Source organism: Paenibacillus sp. FSL H7-0943, from assembly GCF_037963265.1.
GTDB lineage: Bacteria > Bacillota > Bacilli > Paenibacillales > Paenibacillaceae > Paenibacillus_AQ > Paenibacillus_AQ odorifer.
The window spans coordinates 6,071,210-6,089,553 of record NZ_CP150148.1; the positions used below are offsets into that span (position 1 = coordinate 6,071,210).

The window sequence follows — 18,344 nt, forward strand, 5'->3', positions numbered from 1 at the left end:
CTTGAGTTAGACGGCAGTGACGTCGCTTCTTATTTAAAATAATTATAATGTAGTCTTAATTATGCTAACTGAAAGCAAAAATGTCAATAAGCCAGACTCCCTCAGGGAAAAATCATTTGTGAACAATTTAATTTTTGGCAATAAATAATACACAGTAACTTCACTGACCACTTACCGCAGCAATCGCAGCCCATTAAGAATAACCAATATCGTACTGCCTTCATGACCGATCACGCCAAAAGGAAGGGCGATGCCCTGCACAAAGTTACTGATCATCAGAACCGCGATTACTGTTACAGCAAAAATCATATTTTGCTTCACAATACGCTGTGAGCGCCGTGCCAATGAAATGGTCGAGGCGATCTCTTCAATATTATCATTCATAAGCACTACATCGGCGATCTCAAGCGCTGCACCACTGCCTTTCATGCCCATTCCCATACCAACAGTCGCTGTAGCCAGAGCAGGCGCATCATTCACACCGTCACCCACCATCACAACATTACCGTGCTCTTCACGAAGCGCCTTAATATGCTTTACTTTATCCTCTGGTAAAAGGTCGGCAAATACTAAATCTACTCCGGTTGAAGCCGCAATAACTTTTGCTGTAGCTTCCCGGTCACCCGTAAGCATAGCCACTTTAATCCCCAGCTCCTGCAGCTTCCGCACTGCGGCTTCTGCTTGTGGGCGAACTGTATCCTGCAATGCAATCATACCTGCAATATGCTCACCGTCCAAAATAATGGAGACAGTCTTCCCCTCTTCCGCCAACTGCTGCCGTTTAGTTCTCCAGAATGCAAGCTCAGAATTCATCGCAGATGAAGTCAGCTCATCCAGTAAATTGGACTTTCCAATTTTCCAGAGATGCCCGTCAACTTGACCTTCAATTCCCCAGCCAGTGATGGTTTTACTTTCCTGCACTCCCCGCAGCTCCAGATATTCTTCCTCAGCTTTACGCACAATGGCTTCCGCCAATGGATGGCGTGACATATGCTCAATGGATGCGCTAATCGCCAGTAATTCTTCCCGGTTGTAGCCTTCAGCTGCAATAAAGTCTGTCACCTGCGGAGTCCCCTCTGTAAGGGTCCCTGTCTTATCAAAAGCTACAACAGAGGTCCGGGCCATATTTTCGAGGTGGACCCCTCCTTTAAATAAAATCCCTTTTCGCGCACTTTTGGAAATGGCCGACAGCATCGCAGGCATAATCGATGAGACCAACGCACAAGGCGAGGCTACTACAAGAAAAACCATCGCTTTATAAAAGGTTGCGCTCCAGCTCCAGTCCAGCAAAAAGGGTGGAAGGAAAATAAGAGCCACAGTCGAGGCAACGACTACCCGTGCATAGATGGCTTCCAGTCTTTTAATGAATCGCTGTGAGTTTGGAACATCCGACTCTGCTTCTTCTACCATCTTAATGATCTTGGAAAAAAGTGTGTTCTCTGCTGATTTCGTTACTTCAATATAAAGTGGACCTTCTCCATTGACCGTACCTGCGAATACTTCGCTGCCGGCACATTTTTCAACAGGCACTGACTCTCCTGTAATGGAAGCCTGATCTACTGCCGATTCTCCTCTGTACACCTTGCCATCTGCAGGAATAAGATCCCCTGGACGTACAAGCAACAGATCTCCAATTACTAACTGATCGATAGCTACCTCGTTCATGCTTCCTTTCTCAATCCGCATGGCTGTGGCAGGTTTCAAGGCCATAAGTGAGGAAATATCCTTCTTACTCCGTTCCATCGTATAGCTCTCTAAAGCTCCACTAAGCGCAAAAATAAAGATGAGCATAGCACCTTCATTCCAGTACCCAATGGTAGCCGCGCCTAGTGCGGCCGCAATCATCAGCAGGTTCACATCGAGATCACGTTCTTTGACGAGCGTCTCAACGCCTTCTTTGGCTTTGTTCCAGCCACCAATGGTATACGAAATAACATAAAGTACTATAGAGAAAACTTCTGACCAGCTGCCCATAGCCCAAGCAAAAAGCATAAGTACTCCGCTGCCAAGCGCAGCCTGCATCTCGGAGTTGCTGAGCATGGCTCTCAGATCGAACCGGCGTTTTGGAGCGCCTGGTTTCTTCATGCTGCCGGAGATTGAGGTTTGCTGGGGTAAATGTTTTGATGTTGCTTGCATAATAATCACCATCCTGAAAGTTTTGTGTAGGATTACTTCATTGACTTCTCTTCGCAACAAAACTTGCTTCGGGAGCATACGTTTTGTTTTGTCTAAATGATAATGAGAGCCATTCTTAAGACCCCTAAAATGACACATGCTGCCCCGGCTTAGCCGGGACAGCATGAATGATAACTATGAGTAGTGAGAATGATAATCATTGTTGCAACAGTACAACTATATTTCCTTAGTGCAACTTATATTTTAATAATACCACCTTGAACGAAAAAGTAAACCCTACCTTTTGGGCTATTCGTCATAAATTTAGAATAACTTTTTCCTATCTTAGCTGCGTATTTTATTTAAAAGCTCGGATAGGACTTGCTCTTCAACTGGCGTCGAATAAGCTCCACCTTCAAAAGACTTCATCGCTCCAATTCCAGCTTGGAACACAAACCGTATACGCCCTTTGCGAACCTTTTTATCCGTATACATCTTATCAATCAGCATTCTATTTGTAATGGTTGCTGGTATTTCAGTCGGAAGTCCCGCCTTCTTCAACAAAGCAATCACACGCTGAGTTTGATCTGGCGTTACATACCCCAACTGTTCTGCCAGCTGCACCTGAACGGCGATTCCAATCGCAATAGCTTCACCATGTAATAATTCATAACCACTTAAAGCCTCTAACGCCCGGCCAGCAGTATGCCCCAGATTTAGAATTTGTCGCAGGTTGCTCTCCAGTTCATCCTTTTCCACCACGCTGTACTTGATCTCACAATTATGAAAAGCAATCCGTTCGCAAACCTCTCGATCTAATACAAGTTCGCCATCTGAGGAGACCACTCGCTCCATATTCTGTTCAAGAAACTCAAAAAAGTCAGCATCCGCGATGCAGGCATGTTTGATTGTTTCAGCCAAACCACTACGAAGCTCACGTACCGGAAGCGTTTTCCAAGTGGCTAGGTCGATGTAGACCTTTTTAGGCTGATGAAAAACACCAATTAGATTGGTTGCAACTGGTGTATTCACGCCCGTTTTACCACCAATTGAAGCATCCGCTGCTGCTAAAAGGGTAGTTGCATAGTTCAAACTTGGCACTCCCCGACCAAATGTTCCAGCCAAAAAACCTGCCAAATCCGTTACCGCTCCACCTCCGATGGCAAGGATACAGCAATCCCGTCCATAAGAACGGCTTAATAGCCGGTCCTCCAGCTGTGCCTTCGTTTCTCGGGTTTTAGACTTCTCTCCAGCAGGGAAAGAAAATAACTCCGCTTGAAAATCATTCTGATGCAGTTGTTCTAACAAGGCTTGTCCATACAGGGCTTCAACTTTTGAATCTGTAACAATCGCGAATTTGCTTACATTTTCGACAATTCCATGTTTCAAATCCTCGATCAGAGCGCCAAAAAGACCTTCCCCAATCTCAATATCGTAAGAATGATCTACGACCTTTTGCAGGCCAACTCTAAAATTTGTAGACATCTACAGCACCCCTATTCAGCAAGATGCTAATAAAATTCGAGCCTTCACTGTCATTATCCTGTTTATGTAAAATGTAAGGAGAAGCTGGAAACGTATGTGGATGTTCAAAAACTAATGTTGCATGTATCTATTGGTGATAGTCCAGAGGATTATGTACCTCTTCCTAACGAATAGCGTCTCTGGTGTCCGAAACTACGCTTAAAAAGCTAAAATCAGGCAAATAGCGTCATCTGGGTCCTTAAGCATCGGGGGTTGAGGAGTGCAGAGGTTAAGTGCAGAGGTTAAGTGCAGAGTTTAAATGCAAAGCATGAGTGCAAATTAGTTTAAGTGCGGTGGTTGGGCACAGGGTGGGAGTGCGGAGGTTGCATCCAAAGCATGAGTGCAGATTAGTTTAAGTGCGGAGGTTGGGAACAAGGTAGGAGTACAGGGGGTTGAGTGCGGAGGTAGAGCGCAAAGTATGAATACGACACGAGTGATGAACGTATGATGCAAGTTGCTCGCGTATGTTGCTACTATCGGACTCAGCTGACCCTAATCGCTGATTTTAAACACATTTGGTATTCTAACGGACTCCATTGCAGCTATTGACCTGAAAAGAACCAAATATGTACCTCTTCCTAACGAATAGCGTCTCTCGTGTCCGAAACCATGCTTAATAAGCTAAAATCAGGCAAATAGCGTCATCTGGGTCCTTAAGCATCAGGGGGCGGAGGTTAAGTGCAGACTTTGAGTGCTGATTAGTTTAAGTACGGAGGTTGAGTACGGAGGTTGAGCGCAAAGTATGAGTACGACACGATTGATGAACGTATGATGCAAGTTGCTCGCGTATGTTGCTACTATCGGACTCAGCTGACCCTAATCGCTGATTTTAAACACATTTGGTATTCTAACGGACTCCATTGCAGCTATTGACCTGAAAAGAACCAAATATGTACCTCTTCCTAACGAATAGTGTCTCTCGTGTCCGAAACCATGCTTAAAAAGCTAAAATCAGGCAAATAGCGTCATCTGGGTCCTTAAGCATCGGGGGGGCGGAGGTTAAGTGCAGACTTTGAGTGTTGATTAGTTTAAGTGCAGAGGTGCACGATTAGTTTGAGTGCGGAGGTAGAGCGCAAAGTATGAGTACGACACGAGTGATGAACGTATGATGCAAGTTGCTCGCGAATGTAGCTACTATCGGACTCAGCTGACCCTAATCGCTGATTTTAAACACATTTGGTATTCTAACGGACTCCATTGCAGCTATTGACCTGAAAAGCACCAAATATGTACCTCTTCCTAACGAATAGTGTCTCTGGTGTCCGAAACCATGCTTAAAAAGCTAAAATCAGGCAAATAGCGTCATCTGGGTCCTTAAGCATCGGGGGGTGAGGAGTGCAGAGGTTAGTGCCTAGTTTGAGTGTTGATTAGTTTAAGTGCTGAGGTTGAGCACAGGTAGGAGCACGGAGTTGAGGACTGGGTTATATATACGCTGTTGAAGCAGGTAGCTAACGACCAAAAAAACAAAGCAACGATTCTCCGATAACCGGATAATCGCTGCTCTGAAGTCTTTTTTCGATTCTTATATGAACTGCACCGTATCGTTCAGCAGAAAAAGCTTACTGCCTTCCCCCGGCGGCAGTATCCAGCGTTTCTCGCTGCCTGGCGATCCAGATTAGGCAGGCCGCTCTCAGCAGCGCTTCGGTCCGCTGACCGGCGCTGCAAAAGATCCCGCTGAGCCCGATCTGATACAGATCGGCCAAAGCCGACGCCGCCGGTGTCCCCGCGGCGAGCACCACCGCCGCCGGCTTCACGCTCGTCACGGCGGCAAAGATCTTCCCCGCCGCCAGGGCGAATTCCTCCGCGGCGGTCTCTTCCGGCGCGTGTTCGCCCGCCGCGCCGTCCAGCACTAGGAAATCGGCGATACGCGCGATTTCCGCAGCGGCGGCAGGCTCCACATCGGGCGCGATCAGCGCCCCGATGCGGCATGCCGCCGCATAAGCGTGGCCGAGTGTCTGATCGGCCACGTCTTCGATGAATTCGCGCTTTGCGGCGAATTCGGCTGCGCTTGCGGTGTAGGCGACCAGCAGGTCAAGGCGGCAATCGCCGCCTTGCCGCTGGCTCTCCGCCACCGCAGCGAACAGCGCTTCGAGCTGCGCGTCCTGAAGCGCGGCAAGCTTGGCGGGCTGCGCCACCGCAAGTGACTCTGGATGCAGCAGGGTGACCGCTGCCCATTCGCCATCCGGCGATTCGAGCAGCTCGGCAACAGCTGCGCGCAGACGATAAGAGATTCGCTGTAGAAAGCGCGATGTTTGCAGTTCATCCTCGCTGGATAACCAGTTCTCATAAAGACAGAACAGCTCTGGTTCCAACAGCCATTCCTCACTCCGTATCAAACAAGGTCCCGCTTGAACAGTCCTTGTTCCTTCCCGTCCAGCAAGACGTTCTTCTCTTCCTTCACGCAGCACTAGGAATGTCGATGGTTCCCCCGGCCGCTTAAAATAAGACCGCTTCAAAGGCTCAATGACATCCCTCTGCTCTACTCCAGCGATAAATTCTGCGGCAGCGGAGGCTACGGATCCAGCTTGGCTCATTTCCATTCCCACAGTCCGATCACCAGCCTTATACATGAACTTGAACGGGCGCTCTTCACTACTCCGCAAACCATCCTGCTGACGTTCACCCTTCATCCTCGCACCCACCCTTTATCTTTGGATTGCTGCCGGTATGCCAAGCTATATAACATAAGCGACCGACATTTCATTTACCTACCTCACTTATAAATACGGGAGCCACACCTGAAATATGCAAGCGTTGCCAAATCTGATGAATATTCCAACTTTTTTAGGCAACAAAAAAAGCATTACCGCAGAGCAGTAATGCTTTTCGAAATATAAACTTCTATTGTTGACTGGCAGCAATTGCTTGCTCCAGATCATAGATAATATCATCAATGGACTCCGTCCCGATCGACAAACGCAGCAATTCCGGCGTTACTCCGGCTGTGATTTGCTCTTCATCCGACAGCTGTGCATGAGTTGTGCTCGCTGGGTGGATGATCAATGACTTGGAATCCCCAACATTCGCTAAATGAGAGAACAACTTCACATTCTCAATCAGCTTACGTCCCGCAGCACTTCCACCTTTAATACCAAAAGTAAGGATCGCACCTTGGCCTTTAGGCAAATACTTTTGCGCCAATTCATGAGATGGATGCGTAGGAAGTCCCGAATAACTTACCCATTCCACATCTGAATGTGCCTCCAAATATTGCGCTACCTTCAGCGCATTCTGGCTATGACGTTCCATCCGCAAATGAAGAGTCTCCAGACCTTGCAGCAGCATCCAAGAGTTGAACGGAGAAATCGCCGCCCCTAAATCGCGAAGCAATTGAACGCGGGCTTTAATAATATAAGCAATCGGGCCCACCGCTTCCGTATAAACCACTCCATGATAGCTTGGATCTGGCTCCGTAAGACCTGGGAATTTACCGCTTGCCTTCCAATCAAATTTACCGCCGTCAACAATAATCCCGCCAATGGATGTACCATGTCCACCGATGAATTTGGTTGCCGAATGGACAACAATGTCCGCGCCATGCTCAATCGGACGCAATAAATATGGACTTGGGAACGTATTGTCTACGATGAGAGGAATCCCATGTTCATGGGCGATCGCTGCAACTGCCGCAATATCCAGAACATTTCCCTGTGGGTTGCCGATTGTTTCTGCATACAAGGCTTTGGTCTTATCTGTAATCGCAGCACGGAAGTTCTCAGGATTATCCGAATCTACGAAATGTACCTTAATACCAAGCTTAGGCAGTGTTGTCGAGAATAGATTATAAGTTCCGCCATATAGACTTGCTGCAGATACAATTTCATCCCCAGCGCCCGCAATATTTAGAATGGAAAAGGAAATAGCCGCTGCCCCGGAAGCTGTAGCAAGCGCACCTGCCCCGCCCTCAAGTGCTGCCACACGCTGTTCAAATACATCCGTAGTTGGGTTCATCAGCCGAGTATAAATATTACCGAATTCTTTAAGCGCGAACAGATCCGCTGCATGATCAGCATCACGGAACCCGTAGGAAGTGGTCTGATAAAGCGGTACAGCACGTGAGAAAGTAGTTGGATCAATTTCCTGGCCTGCATGGACAGCCAAAGTTTCAAACGACAGCTTGCGATCTTCTGACATAGGTATTTCCTCCCCTATAATTAAGTATAGAAATGATTAACAATTTTGAATTGTACCCATTCTCTCACAAACCACGTCATTTGAAAAGAAAAAAATCTCATTATTCCGGTGTGAATTATTGTACTTTGGTCAAATGCTTCTGCTAGTGTCCTCTACCTACTGGATAACGCTTTCAATATAAATTATAAAAACCTCAAACTTATGTATAAAACACAATCGCTAATCAAGCTGATCGGTTAATAGCTTGAATCAGGACAGCGGCGAATGAGCTTGTCCTCCTCACTCGCCGCTTCCGATTCAGCCCTTCGGCTTAGTAATTGCTTTGGCTTGTTTCGCCTTTAGCAATCGCTACACCACCGCTAGTTCCAATACGGCTTGCACCTGCTTGTACCATTACATGTGCATCTTCTGCACTACGTACACCACCGGAAGCTTTTACACCGATATTAGGTCCAACTGTAGCACGCATAAGCGCGATATCTTCTTTCGTTGCCCCGCCTGTAGAGAATCCAGTGGATGTTTTTACGTAATCTGCTCCGGCCTCAACAGATAGCTTGCAGGCACGAACTTTTTCTTCTTCCGTTAACAGACAAGCCTCAATGATGACTTTTGTCAGGGCTTTGCCGCGCGCTGCATCTACAACAGCTGCAATATCACGTTTAACCAACTCATCGTTGCCATCTTTTAATGCTCCGATATTGATGACCATATCCACCTCGCCTGCACCTTTAGCGATAGCATCGGTAGTCTCGAATGCTTTGCTCTCTGTTGTCGATGATCCCAGCGGGAAGCCGATTACTGTACATACTTTAACCTCAGGCGTATCTTTCAGCACTTCATGGGCAGTAGCTACCCAAGCAGGGTTTACGCAAACAGAAGCAAACTTATAAGTTTTAGCTTCCTCCGCCAATTTAATAATGTCTTCTTTCCGTGCATCTGCTTTAAGCAGTGTATGATCAATGATCCCCGATAGTGTAATTTCGCTCATTTTTATTATTCCTCCATGATTTGGATAGTAGTTTTTTTCATCTCTGTAATCATACCAATAGAACTGTGCTTTGCAAAGCAAACAGGGTGGGCATGCCTACCTCAAACCTTAATTTGTGCAGATTTTATGGATTTTAAGTAGTTTATCATTCCCTAAATTATCTTTTTAAAAAAATAAAGGTTTAATCCCCTAAACTTTCCCAATTAAAAATACGATAATAGTCTTAGATAAATAGGTTTTTTTATCCTATTCATCAAAATTTTTCTTAGATAAAACTTAGGAGGAGATTAATCAAAAATGGGAAACTTCAATTTCGCCACAAATGCTACAGATCAAAAACTGAATGTACAAGTCGAAGGAACTATGTCGCCAGAAGATGCAGGACGTTTCATTAATGAGTACGACCAAATCATAAGTGCATTCGACCCCAAACAATATGAGATCATCCTAGATTGCAAGACATTGAATGTATCCTCAAAGGACACACTTCCCATGCTTGAGCAATGCTACATACTGTATAAACAATCCGGATTTAAAAAAGTAACCTTTATTATTGCCAAAAGCCCTGTCCTAAAAATGCAGTTAAGCCGAGTGGCACGGGCAACGAAATTAGAAAATTACGAAATTATTGAAGCATAGGAGGCGCCACTTGGGACATATAGCGATTCGCCAAGCTGCTTATTACCACCCAGAGCATATCGTAGATAACGAATATTATCTGAAGCATTTTCAGAGTATGGGCAAGGACATCAAACGATTCCTAGAAGTCATGGGTCGCGACCGGAGATACATCGTAAAAGAACAGAGTGAAAATGCTCTGACGATGGGATTAAAGGCTGCCCAAAAAGTGCTTAGCGAAGCGAATTTGCAAGGTGAGGATATGGACATGATCATGTTCGCTTCACAGACGCCAGAGTACACCTATCCTACCAATGCACTTCTCCTACACCGTATGCTTCAAGGTAAACACCGGACCATTACGCAGGATTCCAATGCTAACTGCGCAGGAATGGTCTCCGCCGTGGAGCAGACAAGTCGTTATATGCAAGCCAATCCCAGCATCAGGTACGCACTCGTTGTAGGAAGCGACTACAGCTCAGTGAACTGCAATACAGATGATGAAATTACTTACCCTAACTTTGGGGACGCCGCAGCAGCAGTGATTCTAGAGCGCAGCAGTGAGCATGCAGGCTTCATAGATTCCCTTTATTACACCGATTCTGAAGGCTCCGAGAATATTATGTTCCCGGCCTGCGGCCTGTCGAATATTTATCAAGAGGGTATGACCCCAGAGCAGATTCGGATACGGTGGACCCCTTTTGACGGTACAGTGTGTGTGGATGCGGCTATAGCGGATATGAAGGAGCTTCTCTCACGCAACGGTCTGACTACGGATGATATCTCTGCATTCTGCCTTTCACAATTCTCACTGAAAAATATCGAGCTCATCCAAATCGGACTTGGGCTAACCGCAGAAAAGTTCATTTATGTAGGCGACGAGTTCGGCTACACAGCCACAAGCAGTCCTTTTATCGCCTTTCAACGCGGAGTCGAGGACGGACGAATCAAACGTGGCGATTATGTCTTCTTTTGGTCAGTTGGCGCTGGCTGGCAAATTCCTACGATGCTTTATCAATATTAATAGCATAAAAAGCCCTACTTCTATAGAAGTAGGGCTTTTTCATCAGAGGAGCAGTTGTTGATACACTATGGGCTGTCCTTATTGCCAAACCCGGAATTATATAAGGTAAAATAAGGAGCTTTTTTGCGTACGAGCCACTATCGGACTCAGCTGACCTTATAGGCAGCATAATTGCACATTTGGGAAACTATCGGACCCCATAGCCGCTATTGGCATAAAAAACACCAAATCCGAACCTCTACCTAATGGATAGCCCCACTGGAGTCCGAAGCCATGCTCCTAAGCCTTAAAACTTACAAATAACATCTTCTGAGTCCGTAAGCGTAAAGGGATAATAAATACTCTGTTGAAGCAGACAGCTACGATCTCAATCACAGAACAGCAAATTGTGAAATAAATCAGAAACCCAATAATGGATTATTTAGTCAGAGATTGAACATCCACAAAAGGTGTGGCTCCCCCTGTTACAGATGGCAACACGCCGTTCCATTTTTCCAGCGCTTTCTCCTGAACTTCAATTTGCTTCAGCTGCACCAGCTCAGGTGTAACCTCTTGCTTCTTAAGTCTTAAAGATTCAGCCTCTGCTTGCGCCTGGGCGATTTTTTGCTTCGCTTCAATCTCAATCCGCCGGAGATCATTTTCGGCCTTCAGCGCCTGCTGCTGGGCGACCTGCTTTGCTTCAATCGACTGGTTAAATGCCTCCGAGAATTTAAAGTTAACGATGTTAATATCGTTGACGATCAGGTCATATTTTGCCAGCCTAGCGGTTAAGTGCTCACTAATCTCACTAGACACTACATCACGACGCGTAATCAAATCCTCTGCTGGATATTTGGCTGTCACTTCTTTAACGATTTCTTGAATGGCCGGATTGATAATTACACTATCAAAATTACCTCCGATATTGTTCATCAGATTAAAGGCGGAAGCCTTATTTACGGAATAGTTCACCGCCACATGTGTGGACACGGGCTGAAGATCTTTTGAAGAGGCTGAAGTATCGGTCTCCGCCTTCGTTACCTGTGTATTGACCTGAATCACCGTCTGAATAAATGGAATTTTAAAATGAATGCCGGGTGACAATGTATTGTCATTTAATTTACCAAAGGTTTTGTATAAACCTACATGCCCATATTCCACAGATACAAAAGAGTTCGCGCCGATCAACAATACAATAAGCACCGCTGCAATACCGGTGACTATTTTTCCCGGACGCAGCTGTTTCAATTTCGGATTCATTTGCATATTCATCCAATACCCCTCCTAGATTATGGATAATCATTCAAGCTTAACCGTCTATACGGAGGTTTAGGGTAAATGGTCGCAGGAAATATTTCAACAGCAGTGGTCATGGCGTTACCGCTCTGGGATCAGTCCTTCTACGGTCAACCGGAATTTCTTGCTCTGCTTGTCCCCGATATTAGAAGCTTCATATATTCCTTCATCCGTTAGCACCACGGAGTCCGCCTTTAAAGCATCATTAACAAAAGTTATCTCAGCGTGATCAACATTCCAGCGGTAAATATAGGCACTCATTGGATTTCCATGTGCGGCTACACCCTCAAAAGATCCATCCTGATCAACATCCAGCTCTTTGGAATGTCCGGTATCAATTTGCAGCAAACCCGAGGGGTTACCTCTCTCGTCGATTAAATAATAGTTACTGAGCGAGTTATTTGCTCCTAGTCCTCCGGTGATTTTTAACACCTTTTCGCTAAACAGCCGCACTACTTCTACCTTAATATCCTCCGGTTGACGATAATTATAAGTTCCTATCGCTCCTAGACTGTATTGTCCTTTGGAAGTAGAAGTTCTGGCATACACATAGTCTTCGTCACTAGCCATCGTATACACACTCACTTCGACTCCTTCAAAATCTTCCAGCTTCTTCTCTGTAATCAAAGTTGCGCCTGTGGGTGGAGCACTTAGTTGAGAGACTATGGGTATTGTATCCACTAGCTTCCACTCCAGCTTAATGAGGTTAGCAGCGGTGTTTGTTGGCTTCGGTCTTGAGATGTGGTAGTCGTTAGCCGATTGAGCGGGGGATGGGTCCACCTGATGTTCGCAACCTGCCAGCAGATTCATTAGAAGCAAGGCTGTCAGCGTAACGGATTTATGTAAAGGAAACATCCTTGATCACTTCCTAACCTCTTTTTAAAAATAAATCTTTCACTAATCATAGATGAAGTTAGGCATTCAAATGTTACTTTTAGGAGGCGGGAGGGTTAATTTATTGTCTTTTGAGGGTATGCGCCGATCAAACAGCTAAATTGGCATACAAAAAACCCGCATGAAATGCGGGTTAAGGTTAGCTATCCAGAATCAAGAGCCTAGCAGTTCACGCGCCAGTAGTCGGTAAACCTCTAGCCGTTTCTCCTGCGAATGTGGGATGCTGCATATCATTGCTTCTTGGAATCCATATTGTGCTTGTTCTTCTTGCAAACGTACGGCGATGTCTTTAACCGCACCAACTAAATGAATCTTGCGCCCTTCCTTGATTGACATCCGGTCAATTTCCGATAGCGAAATGTTCTGAGCTTCTTCTGGTGTCAGCACCTGAGTAATCCGGCCCTTACTCATCATCAACCGAAAAATATCCTGCGGCAATGCTTCATACTCAGCTTCTTCCTTCGTTTCTGCTGTGGTCACCATATAGGATACACTGATCTCTGGTTTGTCCATAAAGATAGAAGGCTGGTAGTTATTCCGGTAATGGTCCAAGATCTCATTACTCATCGCACCATTAAAAAATTGTGCGAAGGAGTATCCGACTCCCATTTGTGCAGCTTTTCGCGCACTATTGCCGCTCGAGCCTAACAACCATACTTCAGGGAGCGCCACCTTCGTTGGAGCAGCGAGATTTTTGGCATATAGCTCATCTTCCGGAATCTGATCACTAAGCAGCTGCATGGTAATGCCAAGCTTGTCATACATATTATGCAGCATTAACTCACGGCCTTCAGATAAAGCGTACATGGCGCTTGTATCGCCACCAGGAGCTCGTCCCACACCAAAATCAATTCTCCCCGGGGAAAAAGCACTTAACGTTTTAAATACTTCAGCCAGCTTAAGCGGAGAATAATGCATCATCATTACACCGCCGGTGCCGATTCGAATACGGTTGGTCTTGGCGGCTAAACGGGCAGCCGTTACTTCCGGAGCTGAGCTAGCAAATGTATTTCCGCCATGGTGCTCTGCCATCCACATTCTGCTATATCCCAGCTCATCTGCTAAAATAGCGAGTTCTTCTGCTTTATTCAGGGCACCTTCCGCAGTGTTGCCGCTTGTCACGGGTGCCTGATCCAATAGGCTTAATCTCATGCGAATACATCCCTTCTTTGGTTAGATGACCATTTTATTACTGACCCATTCCTCTAGGGCTGCAATCTTATCTTTGAAGCGTTCACCACGCATTTCCTCCGACAACGAAGCAATAGTCTCCCGCTTTAATACGGCTTTCCAAGAGGATTCAGCTTCTTCCATCAGATTCGATAACAGGCAGCAGCTGTCTTCTTTTTCTAAATCCAACATATCTACCAGAATACCATTCGATGAATACAGCGACTGCTGGCCTTCCACCGCGAGGTAAACATCATATACACGAATATCTTCAGGGCTTTTCTTTAATTTAAAACCGCCTTTAATGCCGGGAACAGACGTGATGATGTCTGCGGTTACCAGCTTTCTTAACAGTTTCTGAAAATAGGTCGCCGATGCTCCGAGCTGCTGGCTAATCGCTTCCCCAGACAACACCGCCTTATCCGGCAGCATGTTGAGTAGAACCAGTGCATATACCGACTGCTCTACCCCTGTTTTCATATGCATGTACAGCACCTCTATTTACGTAAATAGTTTGATTCAAACTGTAGATAATACCATCCGCGTATAAAGCGGATAAACATTATCCACTTTATATTTTATATTATTTTAAACCCAAAGTAAAACCTTGCTGGCCTTTCTTTCAGTTAATATCTGCTATAAAAAAAAGATCGCGCATATAACGCAATCTTTTTTCATATGGATAATCCCACCCGCTGAACCAGCTGTGAGCTCTGGTCATTAAGTCCGGTAATGGTGACTTTTTTGCCATGCTCGGCGTATTTGCTCATCGTCTTCGCTATGGCATGGACAGCGGATTGGTCCCACACATGGGAGTGTGAAAAATCGATAATAATATGATCCGGATCGCTATCGTAGGCGAATTCATGAATGAAGTGGCTTGTCGTGCCGAAGAACAACTGGCCGGATACCGCATATGTTTTGGAAGAGGTTGCTTCCTGAACAGTTAGGCGGATCGAAGCTATTTTCCAAGCAAACGTTAAAGCACTTAGCAGAACTCCAAACAAAACCCCAATAGAAAGGTTGTCCGTAACCACTACAGTGACCACCGTCACAATCATAACCAGCGCATCGCTTAGCGGAACACGGGTTAAAGTTTTGAGTGAGCCCCATTCAAAGGTGCTGATACAGACCATTATCATTACGCCGACGAGCGCGCCCATCGGGATCTGCTTCACCACATCGCCAAGTACGATAATTAAGAATAATAAAAAGATCCCTGATACAAACGTGGACAGACGCGTGCGTCCTCCTGACTTCATGTTAACCATCGATTGGCCAATCATCGCACAGCCTGCCATCCCTCCGAAAAAACCAGTGACTACATTCGCAAGCCCCTGTCCCTTCGCCTCTCTGTTCTTATCACTACCTGTGCCCGTAATATCATCTATTAAGGTGGCAGTCATCAGGGATTCCAATAGCCCAACTACAGCCAGCGAAAGTGAATATGGCAAAATAATAAGCAGCGTATCCAGCGTAAATGGGATTTGCGGGAGATGGAATAGTGGCAAAGTTGCTGTAATATTCCCCATATCGCCTACGGTTCTTACGTCCAGATGAAGAGCGATGCTAAGAATAGAAACAATAACAATCGCTACAAGTGCTGAAGGTACGGCTTTGGTAAACCGAGGAACCGTGTAGATAATAAGCAAGGTCAGAGCTACCAGTCCGTACATCACCCAGCCTTGTCCTTTAAAATGGGTAAGCTGTGCCATAAAAATCAGTATCGCTAGCGCGTTGACAAAACCCGTCATGACCGGCTGTGGCAAAAACGTGATAAACCGCCCCAGCTTTAGCATCCCCATCAATATCTGAAACACGCCAGCCAGTACAGTTGCCGCGAACAGATACTCTATTCCGTGTTCTAATACGAGACTTCCGACTAACAGAGCCATAGCTCCCGTAGCCGCCGAGATCATTCCGGGTCTGCCTCCGGCAAGTGCCGTTACAATCGCAATGCAAAAAGAGGCATATAAACCAACCATCGGACTTACTCCCGCCAGGATCGAAAAAGCGATCGCTTCAGGAATCAGCGCAACGGCTACGGTCATCCCCGATAAAATATCGGTTCGAGTGTTAGAAAACCACCCATTATTTAAGGTAAGCTGCTTCAAAATCTATTTTCCTCCTGTGACTATTAAAATGTGTGGATTTTGTCAGAAAAGACCCGGGGCCGGTGCAACGCTAATGTTGCTTATTGTACTCGACCCACCTTCACCTTCACAAAAAGATTAGTTAGACTTGTAAGCGCTTATACACCTCATTTTCTAGCGAATCCTTAAAATATCATGCAAATTCTATATTTCTAGATTACCGGTACAATCCGGAAGCCTTCACTTCATTAAAGAAGGTGTTGAATTCATCAATGTTCAGCTGCTGAGCGGCATCAGACAATGCGGTTGCAGGATCAGGATGCACTTCCACCATTATGCCGTCAGCTCCAGCTGCGAGTGCGGCTTTCGCACATGGAATAAGGATGTCTTTGCGGCCTGTCGAGTGAGTTACATCAACCAATACTGGCAAATGACATTCCTGTTTGAGAATTGGCACTGCTGAGATATCAAGCGTATTGCGGGTCGCTTTTTCATAGGTACGAATTCCACGTTCAATCAGCATGATCTGTGTGTTTCCACGAGACATGATGTATTCCGCTGCATGGATGAATTCATCGAGTGTGGCAGCCAATCCACGTTTCAGCAGTACCGGCTTGTCGACTTCTCCGACCGCTTTTAGCAGCTCGAAATTATGCATATTACGTGCACCGATCTGGATGATATCCACATAATCAAGTGACTCTTCAATATGTCTTGGATCTACAATTTCGCTGATGGTCAGCAGTCCATATTCATTTGCTGCTTCTCGTAATATTCTTAAACCGTCCATTCCCAGTCCTTGAAAATCATAAGGTGAAGTCCGAGGCTTGAAGGCACCACCACGCATTACACGTACTCCGGCTTTTTGCAGGGCGGCAGCTACGGTGCGAGTCTGTAGTTCACTTTCCACGGAGCAAGGACCGGCTACCATCAGTGAAGAAGCACCGCCAACCGTTACATCTCCCGGCAGAACAATCACTGTATCCTCTTTGTGGCTCTTTCGGGCTACCAGTAAAGTTTTTTTATGATCATCTGTTTGTAAGTCCAGAGAAGCTGAGAAAATTTGTTTGAAGAGGCTACGGATCGTCCCGTTAGTGAAAGGGCCTTTGTTGCTCGCTACGAGCTTATCCAGCATCTGTTTTTCCCGTTCTGGATCAAATTTAGGGACACCTTGTTTTTCTTTAACTCCTCCAATCTCCTGAACAATCTTAGCCCGCTCGGAGATCAGCTCCAGCAATTGCCCATTAATTTCATCCAGACGACCTCTAAGAACATCCAATTCCACGTTACTCATTACCCTTCCACTCCCTCTTTTTGTTATAATTTGGAACGCAAAAAGGCCCCCCGTCGCAAGGGACGAGGAGCCGTGGTACCACCCTTATTTAGAATTAACCCGAATACTAGCACAAAGGAATAGAATCTCATATTCCCCTGACTAAGAATTAATTCTGTCTTTCACCCGGTAACGCGGGGCGCGGGCCTCCCTACTCATACCTGCCACAACCTGTGACAAACTACTTCAGGGGCCGACTCGGAAGTGAACTTCGGCATTAATCGTCTCATGAGGGTGCTCTCAGTCTCCGGCACGCCTTCCCTGTTAAGATCCGCTATAATGCTTACTCTCTTCGTCATAGTCCTTATCTATGTCAGCGCGGCTTTTGCGCTGGTTTCTGCTATCTTAATCAAAAAACGTTCCCGATGCAAGATAATAATGGAACGCAGAGTAGCTTTAACGCAATAAATTTTTTTGACTGATCCATACCCATTATCTATCCTATTCCAACCTTGCAATTACGGTTCCAATTCCTTCAAGCTGAATTGTTTGACAGCGATAATTGAATTGTTTACAATTTAATTATTATAAATATTTCCTGTTCTTTTTCAAAAAGCATAGATAACTGAAGGGATGTAGCAGCCATGAGCATTTATCAATATTCAGCACGCAGTATTCGGGGAAAAGATATCGAGCTAGAGCAATACAAAGGTAAAGTGCTACTGATAGTGAATACAGCAAGTAAGTGCGGATTTACCCACCAATATTCAGATCTGCAAAAGCTTTATGAGCGGTACGAGGAACGCGGCCTCCAAATACTCGGCTTTCCTTCCAATCAATTTGGAGAGCAAGAACCCGGCAGCAATGAAGAGGTTAATGTATTTTGCCAAATCAATTACGGGGTAACCTTCCCACTCTTTGAAAAGGTTGACGTAAAAGGCGAAGCTAAACACCCTCTTTTCACCTACCTGACAGAACAGGCTGGATTTGAAGGGTTCGATATCAACCATTCTTCAGGAAAGCTGTTGCAAAGCATGCTTGAAGACAAAGATCCAGAGGCTCTGAACAATGACGAAATCAAGTGGAACTTCACTAAATTCCTGATTGATCGCGAAGGCAATGTGGTCACTAGATTCGAATCTACGGTGGACCCGCTGGATATTGAACCAGCTATCGAAGCCCTGCTATAAGTTTCTAATATATGAAAAATCCGCCCAGCTTTCGGGCGGATTTTTT

The 18,344-nt window shown here is 45.7% G+C and carries 14 protein-coding genes; 3 read left to right on the forward strand and 11 right to left on the reverse strand.

Features of this window, described 5'->3' with window-relative positions:
• Positions 1 to 171 precede the first annotated feature (171 nt).
• The 5 genes from NSQ55_RS26515 to deoC form a co-directional block, all read right to left on the reverse strand.
• Positions 172 to 2,136, reverse strand: a complete 1,965-nt coding sequence (locus tag NSQ55_RS26515; protein ID WP_076219212.1) for a heavy metal translocating P-type ATPase — start codon at positions 2,134 to 2,136, stop codon at positions 172 to 174.
• Between the two features lie 324 nt (positions 2,137 to 2,460).
• The gene (aroB, locus tag NSQ55_RS26520; RefSeq protein WP_339169833.1) at positions 2,461 to 3,600 is read right to left on the reverse strand and encodes a 3-dehydroquinate synthase; all 1,140 of its coding nucleotides are present in this window, start codon (positions 3,598 to 3,600) and stop codon (positions 2,461 to 2,463) included.
• A gap of 1,598 nt (positions 3,601 to 5,198) precedes the next feature.
• Positions 5,199 to 5,951, reverse strand: a complete 753-nt coding sequence (locus tag NSQ55_RS26525; RefSeq protein WP_339169835.1) for a hypothetical protein — start codon at positions 5,949 to 5,951, stop codon at positions 5,199 to 5,201.
• A 529-nt stretch (positions 5,952 to 6,480) separates the two neighbouring features.
• Positions 6,481 to 7,773, reverse strand: a complete 1,293-nt coding sequence (locus tag NSQ55_RS26530) for a homocysteine synthase (protein ID WP_036680260.1) — start codon at positions 7,771 to 7,773, stop codon at positions 6,481 to 6,483.
• 310 nt (positions 7,774 to 8,083) lie between these two features.
• On the reverse strand, positions 8,084 to 8,761 hold the full coding sequence (deoC, locus tag NSQ55_RS26535; protein WP_036680262.1) for a deoxyribose-phosphate aldolase: 678 nt from the start codon (positions 8,759 to 8,761) through the stop codon (positions 8,084 to 8,086).
• A 297-nt stretch (positions 8,762 to 9,058) separates the two neighbouring features.
• Between deoC and NSQ55_RS26540 the strand changes: the two genes are divergently transcribed.
• Both NSQ55_RS26540 and NSQ55_RS26545 read left to right on the forward strand, forming a co-directional pair.
• Positions 9,059 to 9,400, forward strand: a complete 342-nt coding sequence (locus NSQ55_RS26540; RefSeq protein WP_339169838.1) for a hypothetical protein — start codon at positions 9,059 to 9,061, stop codon at positions 9,398 to 9,400.
• A gap of 10 nt (positions 9,401 to 9,410) precedes the next feature.
• A complete protein-coding gene (locus NSQ55_RS26545) occupies positions 9,411 to 10,403 on the forward strand; it encodes a 3-oxoacyl-ACP synthase III family protein (protein ID WP_076128731.1) in 993 nt (330 codons plus the stop codon).
• Positions 10,404 to 10,820: 417 nt separating this feature from the next.
• Here the strand turns inward: NSQ55_RS26545 and NSQ55_RS26550 are convergent, their stop codons facing one another.
• The 6 genes from NSQ55_RS26550 to NSQ55_RS26575 form a co-directional block, all read right to left on the reverse strand.
• On the reverse strand, positions 10,821 to 11,654 hold the full coding sequence (locus NSQ55_RS26550; RefSeq protein WP_076128733.1) for a prohibitin family protein: 834 nt from the start codon (positions 11,652 to 11,654) through the stop codon (positions 10,821 to 10,823).
• Positions 11,655 to 11,759: 105 nt separating this feature from the next.
• Positions 11,760 to 12,533, reverse strand: a complete 774-nt coding sequence (locus tag NSQ55_RS26555; RefSeq protein ID WP_339169841.1) for a hypothetical protein — start codon at positions 12,531 to 12,533, stop codon at positions 11,760 to 11,762.
• A 192-nt stretch (positions 12,534 to 12,725) separates the two neighbouring features.
• Entirely contained in the window at positions 12,726 to 13,724 is a 999-nt protein-coding gene (locus NSQ55_RS26560; RefSeq protein WP_339169843.1) for an LLM class flavin-dependent oxidoreductase, read from the reverse strand.
• A 21-nt stretch (positions 13,725 to 13,745) separates the two neighbouring features.
• Positions 13,746 to 14,228 (reverse strand): Rrf2 family transcriptional regulator, encoded by a 483-nt coding sequence (locus tag NSQ55_RS26565; RefSeq protein ID WP_076137019.1) that lies wholly within the window; start codon positions 14,226 to 14,228, stop codon positions 13,746 to 13,748.
• A 188-nt stretch (positions 14,229 to 14,416) separates the two neighbouring features.
• Positions 14,417 to 15,793: a SulP family inorganic anion transporter gene (locus tag NSQ55_RS26570; protein ID WP_254857101.1), complete on the reverse strand. Its 1,377-nt coding sequence runs from the start codon at positions 15,791 to 15,793 to the stop codon at positions 14,417 to 14,419.
• A 259-nt stretch (positions 15,794 to 16,052) separates the two neighbouring features.
• A complete protein-coding gene (locus tag NSQ55_RS26575; RefSeq protein WP_076185451.1) occupies positions 16,053 to 17,129 on the reverse strand; it encodes a bifunctional 3-deoxy-7-phosphoheptulonate synthase/chorismate mutase in 1,077 nt (358 codons plus the stop codon).
• A gap of 623 nt (positions 17,130 to 17,752) precedes the next feature.
• Here NSQ55_RS26575 and NSQ55_RS26580 point away from each other — a divergent pair.
• Positions 17,753 to 18,298 (forward strand): glutathione peroxidase, encoded by a 546-nt coding sequence (locus tag NSQ55_RS26580; RefSeq protein WP_038573366.1) that lies wholly within the window; start codon positions 17,753 to 17,755, stop codon positions 18,296 to 18,298.
• Positions 18,299 to 18,344 lie beyond the last annotated feature (46 nt).